Below are 23,200 nucleotides of genomic sequence, written 5' to 3'. Positions count from 1 at the left end.
GCCAGACTGCAGGCACCAACGCACCAAGACCACCGATACAGCTGCACAACCACAGATCGGCGCCGATCGGCTTGAGCCGGTCGGCGCCGACATCGCTCAACCGAAAAGAGGTCACTCATGACGACTCAGCTCACCGACACGAAGACCACAACGAACACCGATACCCCTACCTCAACCCCGCCGATCTCCGGCTCCTCGATCGTCGCCGGCATGAAGACACCTGGAGAGGGCGGGACCGCACACGCGGTCAATCCTGCGACCGGTGAGGAGCTGGAACCCGCGTTCACGCTTCTGAGCGAGGAGCAGGTCTCTGCCGCCATCGCCGAGGCACACGCAGCCTTCTCCTCCTACCGGAGCATCTCCCCCACACTTCGCGCGAAGTTCCTCACTGACATTGCGGTGAACATCGAAGCCGCCGCAGACGTCATCGTCGAACGGGCAGCCCAGGAGACCGGACTTCCCGTCGGACGATTGAACGGAGAAATCACCAGAACGGCCAATCAGCTGCGCCTCTTCGCATCGGTCGTCCTCCTCGGCGATGCACACGGTGTGCGCATTGATCCTGCACTTCCGGATCGCGCACCGCTGCCTCGACCCGATATCCGTCAGCGTCAGGTGCCGCTGGGTCCGGTTGCCGTCTTCGGAGCCAGCAACTTCCCACTCGCGTTCTCCACGGCAGGCGGCGACACCGCTTCAGCACTGGCCGCCGGCTGCCCGGTCATCGTCAAGGCACACAACGCTCACCCCGGCACCAACGAACTGGTCGGAGCAGCGATCTCCCGCGCCGTTGCCGACAATGATCTCAACCCCGGTGTCTTCTCGCTTGTCTACGGTTCCGGCGCACAAGTCGGCCAGCAGCTGGCAGCCGATCCTCGAATCGCTGCAGTGGGATTCACCGGCTCCAGAACTGCGGGCCTGGCCCTGTCCGCCACCGCTGCCGCACGGGCAGTGCCGGTCCCCGTGCATGCGGAGATGAGCTCGATAAACCCCGTCTTCGTGCTCCCCGGTGCAATCGCCGATGACGTCGCCGAGGTGGCCCGGGGGTTCTTCACAGCCGTGACCGGTTCTTCGGGTCAGTTGTGCACCTCCCCAGGGATTCTCTTCGTCCCCACTGGCGCTCGTGGAGATGCGCTGACCGCGCACATTGCGAAGGACTTCTCAGAGGCAACGGGGCAGACGATGCTCACCCCGTCCATCGCCGAAGCTTGGCAGCGAGGTGTCGATCAGCTTGCGGCTCAACCTGGCGTCACGGCCTTAGCACAGGGGGCTGACGGCAAGACTCTCAACGCCCCGGGCCCCGCCGTATTCACCGTCTCGGTCAAGGACTTCGCCTCGAACGCAGAGCTGCAGAATGAGATCTTCGGATCGGCCGCTCTCATCGTGCGCTACGAGACCACCGACCAGTTGGCACCTGTCGTCACGGAACTCGAAGGACAGCTGACCGCGACGCTCCAGATGAGCGAACAGGACAGCGCAACCGCGAACGCGTTGGTGTCAGAGCTCGAGCTCAAAGTCGGTCGGATCATCGTCAATGGCTGGCCGACCGGGGTCGATGTGGGTCATGCGATGATCCACGGCGGACCGTTCCCTGCGACTTCGGCTCCCCAGACCACCTCGGTGGGTGCCACCGCGATCGAGCGCTTCCTTCGGCCTGTTGCTTATCAGAACATTCCCGATGCGATTCTGCCGTCAGTTCTCCAGCAGTCGAATCCCTTGAGAATCGGCCGTGCCGTCGACGGCAAGTACACCCCCGGGCAGGGTGGGGACCAAAAAGGGAACTCTCCTGCGAACGCTGCGAGGGAGTCGATCTCCGACGGAGTACGTCGTCGCCTCGGCGATCTCGGTTTCGACCTTCCCGAGGCGAATCCGGCCAGCTACAGCTACAAGACGGTCACCGTCGCGGGAGATCTCGCCTTCGTTTCGGGACAGATCGCCAAACAGGGCGGCGTGGTCCCGGTCCAAGGTGTCGTCGGTGACGACCTGAGCGTCGAGGACGGTATCGCAGCGGCTCAGCTGTGCGCGGTCAACCTCATCGCTCAACTGGAAACGAACCTCGGTCTTGAGAGCGTCGAGAGCATCGCCAAACTCAACGTCTATGTCGCCAGCCCAGCCGACTTCAGCAAGCATCCGATCGTCGCGGAGGGTGCGTCGAAGCTCCTCGTCGACGCACTCGGTGAAGCTGGCCGGCATGCAAGGACCGCACTGGGAGTTCCCCGCCTCCCTGCGAACTCACCGGTCGAGATCGAAGCAGTCATCAAACTCAGAGGCTGAGAGCACAACAGCACAGCGGCCCGGTCGATATCGCGTCCGGGCCGCTTCATTTGTGCCTTGGTACCTGGTGACAGGTTCTCCCCTGCATACTTTCAACGCAATGGGCGGGCACTTCCTATTCGGAAGTGCCCGCCCTAGTGCGTCTGCGAGGAGCCTGTCTCAGCGCTTCGAGAGAATATACGTGCGATCGCTGCCGACGTACCAGAGATCCTCTGTGCCGATTGCGACGTCGCCATAGCGCCATGGAATCTCCGCTGCTCCGAAGGATCCGACCTGCAGCACGTGCTTGTACCCGGGCCGCAGTTCATTGGCGAACGATTCCTGCTTGCCCATGAGGTGTCCGACATTGCGCTTGCGGTACTCCGTATTGAAGTCCACATCCTCTCCGAGCATGCCGATTTCGACCATGCGCTCGAGGTGAGGTGCCAGGTAGTCCAAGGTCCCTTCGTGGACGTCTTCGCAGACCACCCCGGGCTTCAGCTGACCGATGATGCCCTCACGGACGACATCGAAGAAGAACTCATAGGCCCGTATCGCACCCTCGGTGCGCGGCAGCGAGCGTGCCATGTCAGATGTCGCAACGGTGACACCGTCGAAGGTGATGCGCACACCGGCGTCGAGCTGAATGCACTTGGTGTCGTCGTTGATCGGGAAATCGACCGGAGGCCCAGGGAAGAGCATCCGGTTCGATGAGTGCAGATTCGTGAAATAGGGCTCGATCGCGAAGGGAATCGCATTGTCCGCCCGGAACTCGACGATCTTATCGACGTAACGCGCATAGATGTCCAGCTCGGTGAATTCCTCGCCTGCTGCCAAAGAGTCTTTGGCCCAACTCAGCGCCTCCTCGATGGCGAAGACGCTGCACCTGGCAGCGACGACCTGGAATCCCAGATCTTCGTGATCACGGATGTCCCGCCAGTGTCCGAGCGGAGTCGACAGCTCGCTCACGTTGGCACCTTCGGATTCCAGTTCCAGCACCAGTCCGGTCGGGATCCATTCTTCCTCGACGCCGATCTGAGTGCCGTGTGCAAGTGCCACGGCGCCGGCGCCGTACCCGGCGAACCGACCAACCGGAGTACCTCCCACGCCATGAGCGGTTTCCGGTGCGAGCACATAGAGCTTCTCATCGCGTGCAGACCATAGGGCCAGCTGGTCCCCGCCCTGCCGAGCCCCGACGACTTCGCTGAAGTTCGGGGGCGCGGAGATGAGGACGGCGTCGAGACTCTCACGCTTCGCCAGAGACTGCAATGCCTCATAGCGGGTATCGGTCTCTGATTGGATCTCCTTGTCGAGACCCGAAAGATGGTCGACATCCTGAATGAGCCTCTTGGCCGTCTCCGCTCCGAGTCTGCGCCACTGTGCGAACCGGTCGAGCACAGCCTCGGTGTCAACCTCGTAGGCCATGACCGGAGTGGTCGGCTGCTTGTCGGCAACGACGTCGAGGCTCTTCGATAGGGCCGAGTAGTGCTTCATGACGACATCGGATGCGAGACCGACCTGTTCGCCATCAGCCAGCTCGCCCACCAGAGTTGTCAGTGATGCAGATGCGGGGGTGTCGGCGACGATCCGAGGGTCGATCGTCACCCACGGCGCATAGAACCTCATGCGATCCTTCGGAACGCCGGCGGACAGCGCGTTTCCCTGTTCCTGCTGACGTACGAGCAGAACCTCACCTTCGGAGGTATCAGCGACGATCGGGGCGACCAGAGGGCTCGAATCAAGCCGAATCGCAGAGAACAGCAGACTCTTCTGGGCATTCAGTCCGAAGGAATCCGCCAGTCGCGTCTTGTCTGTTGTCAGTTTGATCATTGTGTATCCAACTCCATATGTGTTTCGTGAGACTCGTTCGTCTCTTGCGGTGCGGATGGCATCCGAAGTCGAATGGATTTCGGACGGTCGGCCATTCGTCAGGTGTGTTCGTAGGGCCGAGACGGCTGAGCGGGCAGCCCGCTCAGCTGATTCCTGCCGTCACTCCGATGTGTGATTCGATTTCCGCGACATAGTGGGCGAAGTCCTCCGAGAACTTGTGCTCCTTCGCGCGCGGACGTTCGATGTCGATCTTGACGTCGGCGATGATGCGTCCGGGACGGTCGCCGACTACCACAACGCGGTCCCCCAACCACACCGCTTCGGAGATGCTGTGGGTGACGAAGAGGACACTGCAGCCCGTACGGCGCCAAATGCGTTGGATCTCGAAATTCATCGAATCTCGTGTCATGGCGTCGAGGGCACCGAAGGGCTCGTCCATGAGCAGGATCTCCGGACGCGAAACCAATGCCCGGCAGATGGCGACTCGCTGCTGCATGCCACCACTGAGTTCATAGGAGTATCGGGTCGCCTTCTCCCCAAGTCCGACCATGTGCAGCAGTTCCATGGCATAGTCCTTGGAATCCGGAGTGACGGCATCACGAAACTCCAGGGGCAACAGCACGTTGTCAAGGTTGTTGCGCCAGGGCAGGAGCACCGGGCTCTGAAACACCATGCCGATATCCTTGAGAGCCTCGCTGATCTCGCGACCACGGATGAGGATCTCTCCCTCCGTGGCGTCTTGGAGTCCGGAGATGGTGTTGAGCAGTGTGGTCTTTCCACTGCCTGACTGCCCGACGATCGAGACGAACTCTCCGGGGTTGACGTGGAAATCGAGATCTTTGAGGACCACGTTCTCCTGACCGTCTCGGGAGGTGTAGGTCTTGCCGACGTTGTTGACTGAAATCGCGTAATCAGCGGTCATGGTCATTCTCCATTCACTTGGTGGGCGCCGCTACGTCTTCGTCGTGGCGAATCGGATCGATGTAGTCATTGGAATAGATGTCATCGACCGTGAGCTCGGTCGAATCTCCGAGGCCCAGGAAGTCGCTGGCCACGGTGAGCATCTGCTGAACGCCGTCGTCACTCATCGTGCCGAACTGATCATCGGCATCTCCGGTGGCCCAGTTGAGTTCGCACTGAGACTTGAGAGCATAGGTCACGGTGTCTGCTTCATAGCCCTGGACTTCCTTTGTGAAGTCTTCGGCGGTCTGGTCTGGATTCTCACATGCCCAGAGGAAACCCTTCTGCATGGCCCTGTTGAATTTCTTGACTCGTTCAGGCTCGTTGGCGAGAGAGTCGTCTGAGACCACGATTCCGTTGCCGTAGAGGTCGATTCCCACATCGGACCATTTGAGTATGTTCGCCTTCTCACCCAACGCCATGAGCGCTGGCTCATCCGACACGTAGAGGGCAAGGTTTGCATCCCACCGGTCTGCCAGAAGTCCGGGTATCTTCGACTCACCTGTCGCGTGGACTACGTTGACGTCTTCCTCTTTGAGTCCGCTCCGTTCGATTGCGAGTGGCCACATGGCCGTCATGGCTCCGGCGCCTTCGGTGGCGACGGTTTTGCCCTTCATGTCCTCCCAGGATTCGATACCTGAGCTTTCGAGGGCAATCGTCGCGTATGCCGAGCGCGCCTGGAGCAGGTTCACCTGTTTGACGTGTGCTCCTTTGCCCTGGCTGAGGATCGTTGCGCCGAAGTCGGCCCAACCGGCATCGACTCGTCCCGTCTCGACCGAGGTCACCGTGTTCGTCGAACCCGACCCGGGCATGAGCGAGACGTCGAAGCCTTCTTCTTCAAAGAACCCCTGCGCCTCGGCGGCGAAGAACGGTGCGTGCTTGGGCAGATAGGCGACGTCGACCATGAGGTTGAAGTCATCGAGACCGTCCTCGGGCGCACAACCTGCCAGACCCACGACGGAAAGGAGGAGCGGAGCGACAAGAAGCTTCTTCATGATATGCATCGTTCCGCGCCTCATTTCGTGTAGTTCTTCCACGGCAGCAACTTCTTCGACACCAGGTCGATGATGAAGAAGAGCAGAAGAGCAATGGCTGCAAGAACAATGAAGGCTGCGAACATCGACGGCAGGTCCACCTGGGCGTTGGCCAGCAGAATGACGTAGCCGAGTCCCTTGGAGCCCGCAATGAACTCACCGACGACTGCACCGCCGACGGCAAGCGAGATTGAGATCTTCGCGCCGGTGAAGATCGAGGGAAGCGCATAGATGAAGTCGATCTTCATCATCTTCTTCAGCTTCGATGCACGGTTGATACGCGCCAGATCCTGAAGTTCGTGGGGCACCGAGTTGAGCCCGTCGAATGTATTGATGACGAGCGGGAAGAATGCGATGGCCATGGCCACAAAGGCCTTCGATTCGAAGCCGAAGCCGAACCACACGATGAATAGGGGCGCCAGCGCGACCTTCGGAATCGTATCGATGGCGATGAGTGCCGGGTAGAGGAAGGGCCGAAGGAACGAGGCATAGTAGAGCAGCGCCCCGCACAGAACACCCAGCGCTGTACCGAGGGCGAAGCCCGCGAGGCCTTCTTGCAAGGTGGTCAGAGCATTGAGCGCGAAATAGCCAGGATTGGTGAAAAGCTCCTCGAATGCAGAGAGCGGACCGACCAGCAGATACTTCGGGAAGTCAAAGATGACGACCACAAGCTCCCAGAGCGCGAACAACGCGGCGAGCCCCACGACTGCTTTGATGCCTGCAGAGACTGACTCAGACTTGATCAGGGACTGCTTCGGCGGTTTCGGCGGACTCACCGGTGGTGGGCCGGCTTCCACGTGTTGAACTGCATCGGCTTCGATGCGAGGTGTGGTTGTCATCGGCGATCCCTCCATTGGGTCCTGGTCCATGAACGACATTGGCAGTGCATTTGTGACGTGGAACTACTGTGATGCATTCCAGTATTCGTGACGTAACGATGCATGTCCAAGATTGTTTTCGCATTTTTCAATACCCTGAAGGAATGGCTGAGCATTGAGTCTCCTGGCGTCGCTTCTGCATGGATCATCATGCATTTCCGAGATGACAGAAGGAGGTCGGGGCCCCGGATCGCAATTCCGAAATCCCCGACCGCCAGCATTTGTTACGCAAGAAGCACGGACACGCTCAGCCCCGCGCTGTCGCCAGCTCCTCCCGGAAGGCACGTCCGGCAGCACCGATATCCCCCGCCGAGGTGATGAATCGGAAGCCCTGTTCCTTGCGAGTCCTGGCCTCCGCACCATCACCGCAGTGGATGCCTGGGATGATGCCGGCTTTGTCAGCTGCCGTGCGGATCCGGGCGACCGCCTCGGCGTGGGCGTCATTGGGCTGACCGGGCAGAGCATCGACGGCGAACGCGAGGTCTGCGGGGCCGACATAGACGCCGTCGATTCCGGGAACCTCACAGATCTTCTCGACGCTGGCCAGGCCCTCCTTGTTCTCGATCATGACGAAGAGCAGTGGGCGCTCGTCGCGAGTGTCCTGCACCGCATTGTGCATGAGTTCGGCGGTCGGGCCCCAAGAGCGGTCGCCGCCTCGGCTCGGGTAGTCGAGTGCAGCGGCTGCCGCCTCGGCGTCAGCGACGGAGGAGACCAACGGGACAATGACGGCTTCAACTCCGGCATCGGCGAGCATGCCGATCTCTGTGAAGCGGTTCGCCGCAACCCGGGCAGTGACCAGGGCGGATCCGCTGGCACGGATGGCATCTGTGAGCCGCAGAATATCTGTGGGACGAGTGAAGCCGTGCTGCATGTCGAGACACACGTAGTCATACCCTGCGGCCGATCCGATCTTCGCGAGTTCCTGACTCGTCGACATCATCCACAGTCCGTTGTAGACCTCTCCAGCGGCGAGGCGAGCGCGATGTGTTTTCAATGCTTCAGTCATATGTGCATCGAATCACACGCGGCTCGCAGTTGCCAGGGATGCCCGGCATCCGGATCATCCCAGTACTGCATCAAATACTCGACTGTCCCACGAGATCGTCGAGTGCTTCGAGGATGTGGCGATACGGCTTCCCCGTCGCCCGTGTCATCCCGATCTCGCACGTCCGATTCGTCGAGGCGTGAACGTCCGCGCTGATCGATTCGACCTCGGCCGCTTCGTCCTTCGTCGCCGAGGCGGTGAGTTCGGGATGGAGCATGCCCCGGTCCCCAGCGAAGGCACAGCACCCCCAGGAATCGGGCACGCTGACCTCATCGGCGACGGATCCGGCGAGCGCGCTCAGATCCTCGTTGATTCCAAGTTGGGTCGACGAGCATGTCGGGTGGAGGGTGATCGACGGCAGACGATGCTCGGTCGAGAGCACACCTCGGTCCTGCAGTGCGGGGAGCAGCGTCTGCTTGGCGAAGGCCACTGCATCGATGATCTCGAATTCCTCCGCTGCGTCGGCCCCGTCCCCTGCGTCGGCCCCGTCCTTCGTGTCACCGAGGAGCACGCGCAGCCCCTCTGTGCATGAGGACGCATCGCAGACGACGGCGATTCGTCCGCCATCGGTGGCCTTCCACAGTTCTCTGCGGACATACTTGCGCATCGTGGCAAATCCTTCGGCCATCCCCTTCGACTTCCACGGGGTGCCGCAGCACAAGGAGGGAATGCCCCGCGGCGTGCGCAGCGAGATCCCGGCTCGTTCGCACAGGCGACGGAAGGCACCGGCCACCCCATCACCGCTGCCGCCGTCTTCGGGACCGAACATCGTGTTCGTGCAGCTGGAGAACCACACGACGTCCGGATTCGACGCCGAGACGGCCACACGCTTAGACCCTCCGGCCGGAAGATCAGCGGAGTAGCTGGGTACAGTGTCATCACCCAGAAGCCTGCGACCGATGCCCGTGGCCGCCGCGGGCAGCCGCGTAGGCATCGCCTTCGCCGAGCTCAATGCCGCTCCCCCAACCGAGCTGACCAGCCCCCACGTCTTGGCAGCAGTGTTCCAGCCGGTCTCTTCGATCGCGTTCGTGTTCTCCTGCCGCAGCCTGCGCACAAGATCCCCGGTGTTGATGAAGACCGGGCACGCCGTCTGGCACATGCCGTCGACGGCGCAGGTGTCGATCCCGTCGTAGTCGTACTCACTGCGCAGGGTCCGGGTCAGCTCCTCGTCCCCTGCCGCCTCGGCGCGGGCGATCTCGCGTCGCAGAACGATGCGTTCGCGCGGGGTCAGGGTGAGATCGCGGCTCGGACACACCGGCTCGCAGTACCCGCATTCGACGCAGCGGTCGACCTCCTCCTCTGTGGTCGGGGTGGTCTTGAGATCGCGCAGATGCGCCTTCGGGTCGTCGCTGAGCAGGACACCCGGGTTGAGCAGGGACTGCGGATCGACCAGTTCCTTGACCCGTGTCATCACTGCGTAGAGATCGTCACCGACCTGGCGCCTGACGAACGGTGCCATGATCCGCCCCGTGCCGTGTTCGGCCTTGAGCGTTCCCCCACGTGAGAGGACAAGATCGACCATCTCCTCGGTGAATGCCGCGTACCGGTCGAGGTCGAAGTCCTCGCCGTCGGTTCCACTACCGAATTCCTCGGTGATCATGAAGTGGATGTTGCCGTCCTTCGCGTGCCCGAAGATCACGGCATCGGCGTAGTCGTAGTGCTCGAACAACTCGCTCAGAGCAGTGCAGGTCTCGCCGAGGCGGTCGACCGGAACCGCGATGTCCTCAAGCAGTGCCGCGGTGCCCGAGGGACGGTTGCCGGCGACGGCTGTGAACAGCCCTTTGCGGGTGTGCCACAGCGCCGATCGCCGCCGCGGATCGATCGTGAGCTCGGCTGGTCGGCTCAGTGAGAATGTGTCGAAGACCGGCAGCGCCGCAGACACGACCCGGCCGAGGCCTTCCTCAGTCTCCTCCTGGAATTCGACGAGCAGGGCGCAGTGCGAGTCCACGTTGAGGTCCCGGATCTCTTCCGGACATTTCTCGTCTCGTTGGGCGACCCGCAGACTCGTGGCGTCGAGGAGCTCAACGGTGGCAGCACCGGTGGCGATGATCTCCGGGAGCACCGAGGTGGCCGTGGGCAGATCGGCGAAGACGAGCAGACCTGTCGAGGCGTGGGCCATCAGCGGCACGGTGCGGAAGGTCGCCTCGGCGACGAAGGCGAGTGTCCCCTCGCTGCCGATGACCAGATGTTCGAGGATGCGCACCGGGTCATCGTGGTCGAGGAACGAGTTGAGGCCGTAGCCCATGGTGTTCTTGATGGAGTGGAGCTGCGTGATCCGCGCGACCGCCTCGACGTCGGTCCGGATCCGATCTCGGAGTTCGGCCAGACCCGCGTGAATTGCTGGTTCCCGTCGCCGCAGCTGCTCATCAGCGTCTGCCGCCGAGGTGTCGAGAACGGTTCCGCTGGGAAGGACGAGCACGAGCGAGTCAAGCGTCTGATAGGTGTTCGCTTCGATCCCGCAGGCCATGCCGGATGAGTTGTTGGCGACGACTCCGCCGATGGTGCAGGCAATCTCGCTGGCCGGGTCCGGCCCCAGTTTGCGCCCATGCCGCAGCAGCCGCGCGTTCACAGCCCTGACCACGGCCCCGGGCCCGCAGCGGACCCGGGCACCGTCGTCGAGGACGTCGATGTCCCTGAAATGCCTTCTCGTGTCGACGAGCACCCCGCCCGAGACGGACTGCCCGGACAGGCTGGTCCCACCGGAGCGGAAGGTCATCGGCACTCTGCTCTGCCGTGAGGCCGAGAACAGTGCCGTCACCTCCTCGCGGTTCCGCGGCTTCACCACGGCCTGCGGTGTCAGCAGGTAGTGGGAAGCGTCGTGTGCGGTGGCCAGCCGGTCGCTGGCACGGGTGCCGACCTCATCAGCTGCGGCCCGCAGATGATCGATGAGTCCCGTGTCGGCGGGAGAAAGCAGGGACATGTGGTTCCTTCCTAAAGCTGCTGAGTCCGCAGCTGTTCGGCGATGTATTCGGCCTGCCGGATCGCCAGTGCGACGATGGTCAGAGTCGGATTGGCCGCCGCGCTTGAGGTGAAGACCGAACCGTCGGAGATGAAGAGGTTCTTCACATCATGGGAGCGACCCCATTTGTCGACTACGCCGTCCTCAGGTCGTTCGCTCATTCTCGCGGTGCCCAGATTGTGCGTCGACGGATACGGCGGTGTCCGATGCGAGGTCTGTGCCCCGACCGCCCTGTAGACGCTCTCGCCTGCAGCGTAGCCGTGTTCGCGCATTGCCAGGTCATTCGCGTGATCGTCGTAGTGGACGTTCGGTACGGGAAGACCGTACTGATCCTTGACCGTGGTGTTCAGTGTGATCCGGTTGGACTCTTGCGGCAGGTCCTCTCCGACGATCCACATGCCAGCCGTGTTGAGGTAGCGATCCATGAGCGCGGCGAAGTCGGGGCCCCAGGCGCCGGGCTCGACGAATGCCGACATGAAGGCCGGGCCCAGTGCGATCGTCTCCATGTAGTAGCCTCCTGCGAATCCGCGGTCGGGATCGTGGATCGACTCATCGGCGATGACGCCGGCCATGGTCTCGCCCCGGTACATTCGCACGGGCTTGTCGAAGTGCCCCCACACTGTCCCGGTGAGGTGGCGCATGTAGTTTCGCCCCACCTGTCCCGAGGAGTTCGCGAGCCCGTCGGGGAAGCTCGGTGTGCCCGAGAGGAGCAGCAGCCTGGGCGTTTCGATCGAGTTTCCGGCCACGCACACCAGCTTGGCGGCCTGACGCTGCAGATTTCCTTCCCCGTCGAGGTAGAGGACGGCGTCGGCGTTCCCTTCTGAATCATGGGTGATCTGGACAGCTTGAGAATCGGGACGGAGATCGAGCAGGCCCGTCTCCGCTGCTCGTGGGATCTCTCTGACCAGGGTCGACCATTTCGACTTGTTCTTGTCTCCCTGGAAGTTGAAGCCATCCTGGATCGAAGCGGGACGGCCATCGTATTCCTCGGCATTGGTGGCATAGGGGCCAGTGGCGTAGTAGCGGTACCCGACCTCCTTGGCGCCGTTGGCGAAGACCTTGTAGTTGTTGTTCGCTGGCAGGGGCGGACGTCCGTGGACGTGAGTCGAACCCATCGATTTCTCGGCTCGGTCGTAGTACGGAGCCATCTCTTCGAGCGTGATCGGCCAGTCGAGGAGATTGGCTCCCTCGATGCGTCCGTAGGCACTGCGGGCACGGAACTCATGATTTTTGAAACGCGGGGTGGCTCCGGACCAGTGGGTCGTCGTGCCTCCGACGGCTTTGACGATCCATGCCGGCAGGTTGGGGAAGTCCTGCGCGATTCGCCACGATCCTGTCGTCGTCCGTGGATCCAGCCAGGCCATCTGGTTGAACGCTTCCCATTCGTTGTTGACGTAATCGTCATGTCCCAGATGGGGACCTGCTTCGAGGACGACGACGGGAATTCCCTTGGCCGTCAGCTCATACGCGAGTGTGCCGCCTCCGGCGCCGGATCCGATGATGACGACTGCCTCGTCGTTCTGGTCGATGCTGTAGCCGGTGACACTGCCGCCGGACGCTGGTTTCGCTGCCATCATTTCTTCACCTCGCCCATTTCGGCCTGCTCAGCGCTCGGCTGATTCGTCGATTCGTCTGCCACGTTGACTGTCTGCGGTCCCAGGTGTGCACCTGGGCCGAGTTCCGGCAGGTCCTCGCCCTCCGGATAGAGGATGCGTGGTTCGGGCAGCCAGTCCAGATCGTTGAATCCTCGATGGACATAGCCGCCGAGGTCGAACGACGGCCCTTGGTACCCCAGGATCTCCCACACTTCTTCATCGTCGTAAAGGCCAAGCGCTGCGGTGCGGCGGACGAACCCGAAGAACTCCGTGCCTTCGACGCGGCGCAGCACCCGCAGTGCTTCATCGTCATTGAGTGAGCAGAAGCTCTTGTCGGAGAGCTGGTCAAGTGACTGCAGTCCTTGGATGAGCGCGACCCGAAACCAGGTCTCGGCATCGGCTTCGACAAGGATCTTGTCGGCAGTCCGTTCGTACGGGCCATCGGGAAAATTCTCATGTGGAAACGCCACACGCAGAACTCTGACAAGAGTCTGTCGGGCCTCATCGGTCATCTCCATCGCATTCAGCGACGGAAATTTGGCGGGGAATGCCATCTGGTGCTCCTTTGCTCCTCTTCTGGTGTCCCGGTGCTGATGTCTCGCTGGTCCCGGGCACCTTTGCCGAACCGGTCACAAGCAACCTATGTGATCCGTAACACCAGCCGCTATCCTTATTCTCGCGAGGCGATAATCATAGGAGCGCAAATGTCGAACAGTGCTGTCATCCATCGGACCTTCTCCGTGCTCGAGGCGGTGTCCGCTTCCGGCAGCGCCTCGGCGAAGACCGTGGCCAACCGTCTGGAGATCCCTCTTCCCACGGTGTATCGCCTGCTCCACGAACTCGAAGACTGCAACTACCTCGTCTATCTCAAGGAAGACAAGTGCTTCGAGCTCGGGCCGAAGTGCTTTGAACTCGGGCTCTCCTTCCAGCAGCGTCTCGTTGCACCGCACCCCATCCGCCAGATCACCGATGAGCTTCATCGCAGTCTTGGCACGGCCGCCTATTTCGCGATCTATCGTGGGTCGGACATTCTGCTCACCTACTCCTCCGACTGCGAGAAGCATCCGCGGCTCCGTCCCTTGCGCTTCGGCTTCCATGAGGCTGCCCACGCGACTGCCTTCGGCAAGATTCTGCTCTCGGCCATGCCCGAGGCTCAGCGCACCGAGTACCTGGACGCGCGTGGGATGCAGGTGCTCACTCCACATACGATCGTGCGGCGAGATCTTCTCGACATCCATCTGGAAGAGGTGGCCACCAGAGGCATCGCGTGGGAACACGACGAGTTCCTGCCACGGCAGACCTGCGCCGCGGTTCCCGTCCGCAACGGCACCGGCATGCAGGTCGGGGCGATCGCTGTGAGCACCCCGTCGAGCAAGGCGAACGGACGGATGAAGGTACTCGAGTCGACCCTGCGTCAGCATGCCGGGCTGTGTTCGAGGTATCTGCGCGGCGGCACCCGTCGAGAGGCCTCCTGAGGCGCCCATTTCAGTTTCTCGTCACATGAGAACGCCTGTATTCTCTTCGGTCCGTTCCCACACAGACTGATCGTGCTCACTCAAGGACGAGACACGAAGGGGTACAACTATGAGCACAACCAACAGCATCGCCGTCGTCACAGGATCAGCACGAGGAATCGGACAGGGCATCGCGCAGCGCCTCGGTGCCGACGGACATCACGTCATCGTGGCCGACCTTCCCACAATGCAGGAGGGAGTACAGGAGACGGTATCGACCATCGAAGCCGCCGGCGGCAAAGCCACCGGAGCCGAGGTCGACGTCACCGATCAGGCCTCGGTGGAAGCACTCGTGGCCACCGCCGTCGAGGTCGGCGGAAAGCTCGACGTCTTCGTGGCCAATGCCGGCATCGCTCAGGTCGAACCCCTCATCGATTACTCGAAAGAGGATTTCGAGAAGATCCTCAACGTCAACATCACCGGCGTATTCCTGTCCTACCAGGCCGCTGCCAAGCAGATGATCGAACAGGGCAACGGCGGAAAGATCATCGGCGCGGCGTCGATCGTCGCCTTCCGCCCGTTCGCACTGCTCTCACCCTATTCGGCCACGAAGTGGGCTGTGCGCGGACTGACGCAGGGCGCCGCGATGGAATGGGCGAAACACGGGATCACCGTCAACGCCTACGGACCAGGCATTGTGGGAACCTCGATGTGGGATCTCATCGATGAGAAGCTCGGAGAACAGGAGGGATTGGCCAAGGGGGAAGCGATCAAGAAGTACGCGGGAGACATCCTCCTCGGACGTGTATCGGTTCCTGAGGATGTCGCGAACCTCGTATCGTTCCTCTCCAGCGAGGACTCGGACTACATCACCGGCCAGACCGTGCTCGTCGACGGCGGCATGCAGTTCTCCTGAGACACACCGCGCCTACACCAGCACCAGAGTTGGCGAAGACCCCGCCAACCCAATCAGCTACGAAAGGATCCAAATGATTTTCATCGTCGTCAAGTTCCAGGTCAAGCCCGAGAAGGCCGAGGAATGGCCGCAGATCACCAAGGAGTTCACCGAGGCGACACGAGCCGAGCCGGGAAACAAATGGTTCGACTGGTCACGCAGCCTCGACGACCCCAATGAGTACGTGCTCGTCGAAGCCTTCGATGACGACGCTGCCGAAGCGCACGTGAAGTCCGACCACTTCCAGAAGGCGACCGCAGACGGCGGACCGATGAACAGCGCCCTCGTGTCCACTCCGAAGATCATCTCTCGCCAGATCGACGGTGAGGGCTGGGACGAGATGGGAGAGCTTCAGGTCGGCTGACCTGCTGAACCTCAGCTGAATTTCCGTGACGAAGCGGACCCTCCGAGCAGTTCGGAGGGTCCGCTTCCTGCATCACTTTGTGCTTCAAAAGGATGCAACCCTGCGACCATTCTGCCGGCGGAGCTGCAATCACCGAAAGGGATGGAAGGCACGCCCCCTGCATCTCGACCCATTCGTCCAGAACGCCTTCGGGCGCAGCGAACTTCGCAATCGGAAAATACAGGCACCTGCTGGGCACACAGGCACCGCGCTCGAAGGGCAGCTGACACAACGTGACCTCGACTGCGAGCGCGTAAGCCCGCGAGCCTCCTTGTCTGCGAATCGGGGCAGGAGCTCAGACGAAGACAGTGGTCAACGCAGCTTTCCTCTCGGGTTCGGCAGAAATTTCCTTGCAGCCATCGCGCCCTCCTGTGAGTTGCTGTGCCGTGGCCCCAACACTCGGCAGATTCCCGCAATATCTATTATTGATCTGATGTATCACTTCACCTTCTTGCCACCATCGCGCTAATTCTGACCATTGACGGCAATACATCATAGGTTTAAGCTCTAATCTGTCAGATGGTTCGGGTACTCGCCGACGAGAACTCGGAACTGGACCAGCAATCGCAATGCTGCGGAGTGCTGATGTTTACGAACAGGACGGTGAGACTTGAACACCAACGCCAGGACTCATGTGGCGGCACACTCGTCGGTGCGCATCAGCACCGCAGTCAATGAACTCCTCGAATCAAACGGCACAGAGCGGGCGACCCGTCTTCTGTCAGAGTCCGCCGACGAAATCGACAACTCGTTCTCTCGCCCGAAGCCTCTCATGTGGCTGCGCCAGGACCTCACCGGTCAGGACAACAGCGACACCGACGAGCAATGGACCCAATGGGTTGAAACCTCGCATGATTCCACGCTTACTGGAATCCTGCGCAGGTACACCACGAGTCCGGTCATCGCAGAAGAGGCCACCAGCAAAGCGCTCGAAGGCATTCGGTTCACTCACAAGGACAATATCGGCATCATGGGCTTCCCTCTCACAGCGGGGAGCCCATCGTTGAATAGGAGAGAGTCGGACTGCACCTCACCGCTGCTGCTCGCGATCGAATCCGCCGGTGGCACACTCGTCGGAGCCAATCACATGGCCGAATTCGCCATGAGCCCGACGGGACACAATCATTGGCTTGGCGACGGGATCAATCCTCGCAATGGACGGTACCTATCAGGTGGGTCCTCGAGTGGTTCGGCCATCGCCGTCGCAACGGGCGCCAGCGATGTGTCCCTGGGCACCGATACCGGTGGATCTGTCCGACTTCCAGCAGCCTTCTGCGGACTGGTCGGCTACAAACCCAGCAATGGACTCTTCTCCCACGTAGGCCTCCTGCCCCTCTCCGAATCACTGGACACGATCGGACTCATAGCCCCCGACGTTGACACCGTGCGTACGACAGCGAATGTTCTCTTCGACGATGCCGACACCGTTGCCCCGGAGTCGCGCCACAGGCTCGACGCGAATCATCCGGCGAACGAATCTCAGGTCTCTCATCTGTCGGCCGAAACAGCCTCACGCGTCTGCGACATGGACGTGACCCGGGCCTATTCGGCTGCACTTCAGGCGATTGAACAAGGAACCGCGCCCAGCGTCGATTTCGACGACACCGAACTCAACCGCAGATCCGTGGCCATCGTCAGCGTCGAGGCGGCACGCAACATCGGCAGAATCCTCGACTGGGACTGGAGTCTCCTCGGAGATCAGGTGCTGTCGCGAGCAATCCGCGGAACCGCAATTTCCGCCATTGAGTATGCGGATGCGATCGCTTGCCAGGCGGATGCGCAGGACGAATTCGTCGAGACTGTCATGGCGGGCTCACGTTTCCTCCTGACTCCCACCAGTCCGATCCTGGCCCCGAAAGCGCCGGACAACGGTGACATGTCGAGCCAGCAGTGCAGAGATGACTACATGCGAGCCAGCCGCTTCACACGAGTCATCAACTACCTCGGACTTCCAGCAATCACGATCCCCCTCCCCGAAGCTGCCGATTCACTCTCGCCGGGATTGCAGATCATCGGCAGACCATTCGACGATCGGGAGCTGCTCGATCGCGCACAAGCGATCTCACAAATAGTCAGATAACACACCCCCTTTCGAAAGGCACGACAACGATGTCTGTGGACACCAATCTCGAAGAAATGAAGATCGGAGCGCGAATGGACGCGCTCACAACGAACCGGGAACACAAAAAGCTCTTCGCATATATCGGCGCCGGGGCGATGATCGATGCCTACGACGTCTATGTCGCGGCCGGTGTGTCAGCGGCACTGATCTCAACTGGGTTCGCCGGCGTACACGAAATCGCGATCTTCATGTCCATGACGTTCTTCGGTATGCTCCTCGGCGCCGCGACAGCTGGATTCATTGGCGACAGATTCGGACGCCGAATGAGCTACCAACTCAATCTGCTCATCTTCGCCATCGCCGGATTCGCCGCCGCATTTGCGCCGACCTTCGAGTTCCTCGTCGGCACCAGATTCATCATGGGCATCGGACTCGGGGCAGAACTCGTCCTTGCTGCGGCCATCCTCGGCGAGTTCGTTCCCCCTCACAGCCGAGGTCGGTGGACTGCTTTTCTGGGAATCCTCGTCAATTCCGGGCTTCTTTTCGCCTCGGCTATCGGCGCAGTGGTCATCTCCAACTTCGGGTGGAGGTGGATGTTCATCATCGGCGCGGTCCTCGCTGTCATCGTCTGGATCGCCAGGAAGCGATGCCCCGAATCTCCACGCTGGTTGGTCGTCAAGGGCCGTCTGAAAGAAGCACAGGCGGTCGTCGAACAGTTCGAGAAATTGTCACCGACGACGCTGAAGAACAATCCTCATGCTCCCACGGCCGAACAGACACAGTCGAAGGTGACCGCCAGACGCCCCTTCTGGCAACTGGCGATCCTCGGTACGGTCGTCGCGGTCGGCGTGAATATGTTCGTCTACGGGTTCATCTCCTGGATGCCGACCTTCTTCGTCGAGCAGGGCATCGACGTTTCACACTCGCTCGGCTACACCACGGCCATGGCGCTCGGCGCCCCGGGAGGAGGACTCGTCTGTCTCCTGCTTATCAACCGAATGAACAGGCGCACCGCGATCATCGCCTTCTCGATCATCGTCATTCCCCTGGGACTGGCCTACGCCGCTGCTCAGTCGATCGTGTTGATCGTCATCATCGGCCTCCTGCTCGTCACCGCGATCTACACTCTCGTGACCTTCGTGCTCTATTCCTACATGCCCGAGCTCTATCCGACACGGTATCGGCTGCGCGGAACCGGCATCTCCTACACCTTCGCTCGCGGGGCCTCAATCATCGTGCCCTTCGTCATGTCCGGACTCTTCGTCACATTCGGGATCTTCGGTCCGATCAGCTTCGTCTGCTCCATGGCGGTCTGCATGATCGTCGTAGTCCTCCTCATCCCAGTCGAGACCCGTGGACGCAGCCTCGAGGACATCGCCTGAGGGCCGGCAACCATCGAATCCGACTCACTCAGCCCAACGAACCCAGACGCACACTCGAAATAGGAGACATCACCACATGACCACTCACGACGCCATCATCGGTCGCTTCTTCGAGGACTACATCGTCGGAGACGAGTACCAGCACCCCTTCGGCCGGACCATCACCGATGCCGACAACGTCTGGCTGACCAATCTGACGATGAATACGAACCAGAACCACTTCAACGAACACTTCGCGGCTCAGAACCCGATCACCGACGGCAAGGTCATCGTCAACTCCGGACTGACCGTTGCACTCGTCCTCGGACTGACCGTGTACGACATGAGTCAGAACGCGATCTCGAACCTCGCGTTCACCGACATCATGTTCCGTCATCCCGTCTACGTCGGCGACACTCTGTACGCCGAGAGCGTCTGCACAGAAGCTCGCCGCTCGAAGTCACGGGAATACGCCGGGATCATCTCGATGACCACCAGAGGACTCAATCAGGAGGGAACAACTGTCGTCACGTGGAAGCGCTCGGTCATGGTCGCCACAAAAGAGAGCGGAATCGGCCAAGACTACTTCCCCAAATCGACCGATGCAGTCACCGATTACAGCTGAGCACACGGTGATCACTTCTCCAATACACACGAACTCACAGGGAATAGGTGCAGACAGATGAAACCGCTCGAAGACATTCGCATCATCGCCGTCGAACAATACGGAGCTGGCCCCTGGGGGTCAATGCAGCTCGCCGACCTCGGGGCGGACGTCATCAAGATCGAAGACCCGAACTCAGGTGGCGACATCGGACGCTATGTGCCTCCGTACCGCGAAGGCACTGATTCACTCTTCTACGAGTCCTTCAATCGCAACAAACGCAGCATCGCGCTGAGCCTGAACGATGATGACGACCGTGAGGTCTTCACCCGCCTCGTCGCCACGGCAGACGTCGTGTACTCGAACCTGCGCGGCGATGTCCCCGCCAAGCTCGGCATCACCTACGATTCCCTGCGCCATATCAACCCTCAGGTCGTCTGCTGCACGCTGTCGGGATACGGCAGCGATGGCGACGCCGCGAAGAGGCCGGGATATGACTATATGCTCCAAGCAGCCGCCGGGTGGATGGACATCACCGGGGAACCTCAAGGGCCACCGACCAAATCAGGCTTGTCCCTCGTCGACTTCAGCGGCGGACTGGTCGCAGCGATCTCGATGCTGGCCGGAGTGCACGCGGCCCGTCGTGACGGGGTGGGGACAGACTGCGATCTCAGCCTCTTCGATACCGCCGTGTCAATGCTGTCCTATGTCGGCAACTGGCACCTCAATGAAGGGTTCGAACCTCAGAGGACGACGAAATCATCGCACCCCTCCCTCGTTCCGTTCCAGGCGTTCGAAGCAAGTGATGGATGGTTGACCGTCGGCTGTGCCAAAGAGAAGTTCTACCGCCGACTGACCGAAGTGGTCGGAGACGACAGGCTGGCAGAAGAACGATTCTCCAGCTTCGACCGCCGAATCGAGAACAAGACCGAGCTGCTCTCAATTCTCGAAGCGGCGTTCATCGAGCGCACGGCCGACGAATGGGTGGACCGGCTTGAGGCCGCAGGCGTTCCGGTCGCCAAGGTCAAAAGCGTGGCCGAGGCCCTGCAGGACCCCCTTGTTGCTCAACGCGGACTTGTCTTCGATACCGATCACCAGCGATGGGGTTCGATCAGCAATATCGCCACTGCGCCCCGTGTCGGCCCCCGTCTCGATGCCAACCGAGCAGCACCGCAGATCGACGAGCATCGAGCCGAACTTTTGGCCGAACTCGACACGTCTACCAACAGCAAAGGAGCCTGAAACCATGTTCGAACTCACCGAGGAACAAAATGACTTCAAGACGTCCCTGCGATCGTTCGTCGATAAGGAGATCATCCCCGTCGCCAGGGAGATGGAGGCTTCGGGTGAGTACCCGACCGACATCGTCGACAAGCTCAAGGAGATGGGCCTCTTTGGGCTGACGATTCCCGAAGAACACGATGGTTTGGGCATCGACCCTATTTCCTTCGGAATCGTCTTCGAAGAACTGGCTCGCGGGTGGATGGGAATCGCAGGTGTTCTCGGCAGCCACACCATGGCGTCGAAGATGATCGCCGAACACGGAACCGAGGAACAGAAGTCCACGTATCTGTCGTCGCTGGCCTCGGGAGAAAGACGGACGGCTCTCGCACTTACCGAGCCGGATGCCGGCACTGATCTGCAGGGCATCAAGACCACAGCCAAGAAAGTCGACGGAAAGTACATCATCAACGGGTCCAAAATGTGGATCACCAACGCACGACATGCCGATCCACTTCCCGTCCTCGTCAAGACCGACACCGACACGACTCCCGCGCACCGTGGAATGAGCATCCTCCTCGTCGAGGCCAGCACCCCCGGATTCGAAGTCACCAAGGACATACCGAAGCTCGGATACAAGGGCCCCGAGAGCTGTGAGATCCTCTTCGACAACTGCGAGGTCGACGAGAGTGCACTGCTCGGAGGGGTCGAGGGACGCGGAATGCAGCAGGTGCTCTCAGCACTGCAGTGGGGCCGGGTGAATATCGCGGGCCGCTCGGTCGGTATCGCACAGCGCGCGCTCGAAGAGTCGGTCTCCTATGCCCAAGAGCGCGAATCGTTCGGACAGGCGATCTCCAATTTCCAGGCTATCCAGCTGCGGATCGGCAGAATGGCAACACGTGTGCAGGCCGCACGACAATTGATGTATTGGTCCGCCCAGTCCCTCGTTAAGGGTCGCGCCGACGCGGAGACCGGAATGGCCAAAGTCTTCTGCTCCGAAGTCGCTCTGGAATCGGCCATCGAGGCCATGTCCATCCACGGAGGCTACGGCTATTCGAAGGAATACGAAATCGAGCGACTCTACCGAGATGCTCCGCTCATGAGCATCGGCGAGGGCACCAACGACGTCCTCAACACTGTCATCGCCAAATCCATCTTCGCCGGTCGAACCCACATCTGATTTCAGGAGACATCATGCCAAGCATTTCAGAAACAATTGCAACCAAGGTCTCGTCCATCACCATTGCGGATATCCCCGAAGCGGTGAAACTGCGTGCTCGTCACCTCATGCTCGACTCGATCGGCGTCGGCATCGCGGCAAGCACAACCGATTTCGCCGAGGTTACCCTGGACGGACTCTCACGCTTGGATCCCGGTGAAGTCCCCGTCATCGGTCGAACTGAAACCCTGTCCAAGTCCGGCGCTGCCATCGCCAATGGACTAATGATCCACGGGCACGACTTCGACGATACGCATATCGCTGCCGTCTCCCATGTCAGCGCGTCATCGCTGGCAGCTGTCATCAGTGCAAGTGCAGGCAATGAGTCGATCACGTTCGACGACGTGCTGCTCGGCTACATCCTCGCCATCGAGGTCAACGCCCGCCTGGGAATGGCGGCCGACGGACGGTTCCACGACAAAGGGTTCCACCCCACCGGAGTGCTCGGCGCCTACGGCTCAGCGATCGGCGCGGGGATCATCCACAAGCTCACCGCCGAGCAACTCGTCGCCGCTCAGGGCATCGTCGGATCGTTCTCCTCTGGAGTGCTCCAATTCCTCGACGAAGGATCTGGAACGAAACGCCTCCACCCAGGCTGGGCGGCCAACGCCGGCTTGCATGCAGTGAGCCTGGCGGCCGCCGGCTTCGACGGCCCGACCGGAATCTATGAAGGACGTTTCGGTCTCTACCGCACCCACATCCAGGACAGCGAAGCACCGGGTCCGGAACTCTTCGACAACCTCGGCGAGGTATGGGAAGTCGACAACGTTGCGGTCAAACCGTTCCCGACCTGCCATTTCACACATTCCTTCATCGACATCGCCCTGCGTCTGCGCGAAGATCCTGCCTTCAAGTACTCCCAGATCGAACGCATGACAGCGAGGATCCACGAGGTGCCGGCAAGGGTCGTGTGTGAGCCTGTCGAAGACAAACTGCGACCACGAGGCGAGTACGACGCGAAGTTCAGTCTGCCCTTCCTCACTGCCGCGGCCCTGCGCCATGGAAAGATCACATTCGACGAGCTCACTGAGTCAGCGCGCGGCGAGAAGGACGTCCTCGCGGCCGCGGCTCTGCTCACGATCGAACACGATGATGCCAGTCTGTACCCGAAGGCCTTCTCCGGAGATCTCGCCGTCACCCTCAAAGACGGAACGACTCTGCACGAGTCCGAGAAGATCAATCGCGGTCATGAATCACGACCGTTGACCAACGCCGAGGTGGCTGTGAAGTTCTCCGATTGCGCCCTGCCCGTTGTCGGTGCCGAAAGAGCAGGCAGAATTCAATCGGCGATCACCGAAGCACAGGGCAGTCGACCGGCGACAGAGATCATCGGCGGCTTCTGTGGCTGATCACGCCGAGACCACAGACGC

18 protein-coding genes are annotated in these 23,200 nt (G+C 61.0%); 10 read left to right on the top strand and 8 right to left on the bottom strand.

Annotated features, from left to right (window positions below; all coding sequences use genetic code 11):
• Window positions 1-210 precede the first annotated feature (210 nt).
• Window positions 211-2,271 carry an aldehyde dehydrogenase family protein gene (locus HX613_RS11925; RefSeq protein ID WP_328284956.1) on the top strand — a complete coding sequence of 687 codons (2,061 nt, stop codon included), beginning with the start codon at window positions 211-213 and terminating at the stop codon, window positions 2,269-2,271.
• 159 nt (window positions 2,272-2,430) lie between these two features.
• On the opposite strand, the gene HX613_RS11915 is transcribed toward HX613_RS11925, so the two are convergent.
• The 8 genes from HX613_RS11915 to HX613_RS11880 form a co-directional block, all read right to left on the bottom strand.
• A complete protein-coding gene (locus HX613_RS11915) occupies window positions 2,431-4,080 on the bottom strand; it encodes a M24 family metallopeptidase (protein WP_235345527.1) in 1,650 nt (549 codons plus the stop codon).
• Between the two features lie 142 nt (window positions 4,081-4,222).
• Window positions 4,223-5,002: an ABC transporter ATP-binding protein gene (locus HX613_RS11910; RefSeq protein WP_235345526.1), complete on the bottom strand. Its 780-nt coding sequence runs from the start codon at window positions 5,000-5,002 to the stop codon at window positions 4,223-4,225.
• Between the two features lie 13 nt (window positions 5,003-5,015).
• Window positions 5,016-6,035, bottom strand: coding sequence for an ABC transporter substrate-binding protein (locus tag HX613_RS11905; protein ID WP_235345525.1), 1,020 nt, complete (start codon window positions 6,033-6,035; stop codon window positions 5,016-5,018).
• Window positions 6,036-6,055: 20 nt separating this feature from the next.
• The gene (locus HX613_RS11900; RefSeq protein WP_235345524.1) at window positions 6,056-6,913 is read right to left on the bottom strand and encodes an ABC transporter permease; all 858 of its coding nucleotides are present in this window, start codon (window positions 6,911-6,913) and stop codon (window positions 6,056-6,058) included.
• Between the two features lie 286 nt (window positions 6,914-7,199).
• On the bottom strand, window positions 7,200-7,958 hold the full coding sequence (locus HX613_RS11895) for an HpcH/HpaI aldolase family protein (RefSeq protein WP_235345523.1): 759 nt from the start codon (window positions 7,956-7,958) through the stop codon (window positions 7,200-7,202).
• 70 nt (window positions 7,959-8,028) lie between these two features.
• On the bottom strand, window positions 8,029-10,917 hold the full coding sequence (locus tag HX613_RS11890) for an FAD-binding and (Fe-S)-binding domain-containing protein (protein ID WP_235345522.1): 2,889 nt from the start codon (window positions 10,915-10,917) through the stop codon (window positions 8,029-8,031).
• A gap of 11 nt (window positions 10,918-10,928) precedes the next feature.
• The gene (locus HX613_RS11885) at window positions 10,929-12,530 is read right to left on the bottom strand and encodes a GMC family oxidoreductase (RefSeq protein ID WP_235345562.1); all 1,602 of its coding nucleotides are present in this window, start codon (window positions 12,528-12,530) and stop codon (window positions 10,929-10,931) included.
• Window positions 12,530-13,105 (bottom strand): hypothetical protein, encoded by a 576-nt coding sequence (locus HX613_RS11880; RefSeq protein ID WP_235345521.1) that lies wholly within the window; start codon window positions 13,103-13,105, stop codon window positions 12,530-12,532. Before HX613_RS11880 ends, HX613_RS11885 begins: the two co-directional genes overlap by 1 nt.
• A 150-nt stretch (window positions 13,106-13,255) precedes the next feature.
• Here HX613_RS11880 and HX613_RS11875 point away from each other — a divergent pair, with 150 nt between their 5' ends.
• The 9 genes from HX613_RS11875 (at window position 13,256) to HX613_RS11835 (ending at window position 23,179) form a co-directional block, all read left to right on the top strand.
• Complete coding sequence (locus HX613_RS11875; protein ID WP_235345520.1) at window positions 13,256-14,026, top strand: IclR family transcriptional regulator; 771 nt, start codon at window positions 13,256-13,258, stop codon at window positions 14,024-14,026.
• A 109-nt stretch (window positions 14,027-14,135) separates the two neighbouring features.
• Window positions 14,136-14,921 carry an acetoin reductase gene (locus HX613_RS11870; protein WP_235345519.1) on the top strand — a complete coding sequence of 262 codons (786 nt, stop codon included), beginning with the start codon at window positions 14,136-14,138 and terminating at the stop codon, window positions 14,919-14,921.
• A 73-nt stretch (window positions 14,922-14,994) separates the two neighbouring features.
• Window positions 14,995-15,324: a putative quinol monooxygenase gene (locus HX613_RS11865; protein WP_127361772.1), complete on the top strand. Its 330-nt coding sequence runs from the start codon at window positions 14,995-14,997 to the stop codon at window positions 15,322-15,324.
• Between the two features lie 649 nt (window positions 15,325-15,973).
• Window positions 15,974-17,443: an amidase gene (locus tag HX613_RS11860; protein WP_235345518.1), complete on the top strand. Its 1,470-nt coding sequence runs from the start codon at window positions 15,974-15,976 to the stop codon at window positions 17,441-17,443.
• Window positions 17,444-17,517: 74 nt separating this feature from the next.
• The gene (locus HX613_RS11855) at window positions 17,518-18,807 is read left to right on the top strand and encodes an MFS transporter (protein WP_235345517.1); all 1,290 of its coding nucleotides are present in this window, start codon (window positions 17,518-17,520) and stop codon (window positions 18,805-18,807) included.
• Window positions 18,808-18,883: 76 nt separating this feature from the next.
• Window positions 18,884-19,411 carry a MaoC family dehydratase gene (locus HX613_RS11850; RefSeq protein ID WP_235345516.1) on the top strand — a complete coding sequence of 176 codons (528 nt, stop codon included), beginning with the start codon at window positions 18,884-18,886 and terminating at the stop codon, window positions 19,409-19,411.
• Between the two features lie 57 nt (window positions 19,412-19,468).
• The gene (locus HX613_RS11845) at window positions 19,469-20,632 is read left to right on the top strand and encodes a CaiB/BaiF CoA transferase family protein (protein ID WP_235345515.1); all 1,164 of its coding nucleotides are present in this window, start codon (window positions 19,469-19,471) and stop codon (window positions 20,630-20,632) included.
• A 4-nt stretch (window positions 20,633-20,636) separates the two neighbouring features.
• Complete coding sequence (locus tag HX613_RS11840; RefSeq protein WP_235345514.1) at window positions 20,637-21,791, top strand: acyl-CoA dehydrogenase family protein; 1,155 nt, start codon at window positions 20,637-20,639, stop codon at window positions 21,789-21,791.
• 14 nt (window positions 21,792-21,805) lie between these two features.
• Complete coding sequence (locus HX613_RS11835; protein WP_235345513.1) at window positions 21,806-23,179, top strand: MmgE/PrpD family protein; 1,374 nt, start codon at window positions 21,806-21,808, stop codon at window positions 23,177-23,179.
• The last annotated feature ends 21 nt before the right edge of the window (window positions 23,180-23,200 follow it).

The organism is Brevibacterium sp. UCMA 11754 (assembly GCF_021532275.1).
Taxonomy (GTDB): domain Bacteria; phylum Actinomycetota; class Actinomycetes; order Actinomycetales; family Brevibacteriaceae; genus Brevibacterium.
This window is presented reverse-complemented; position numbering and strand designations above follow the sequence as displayed.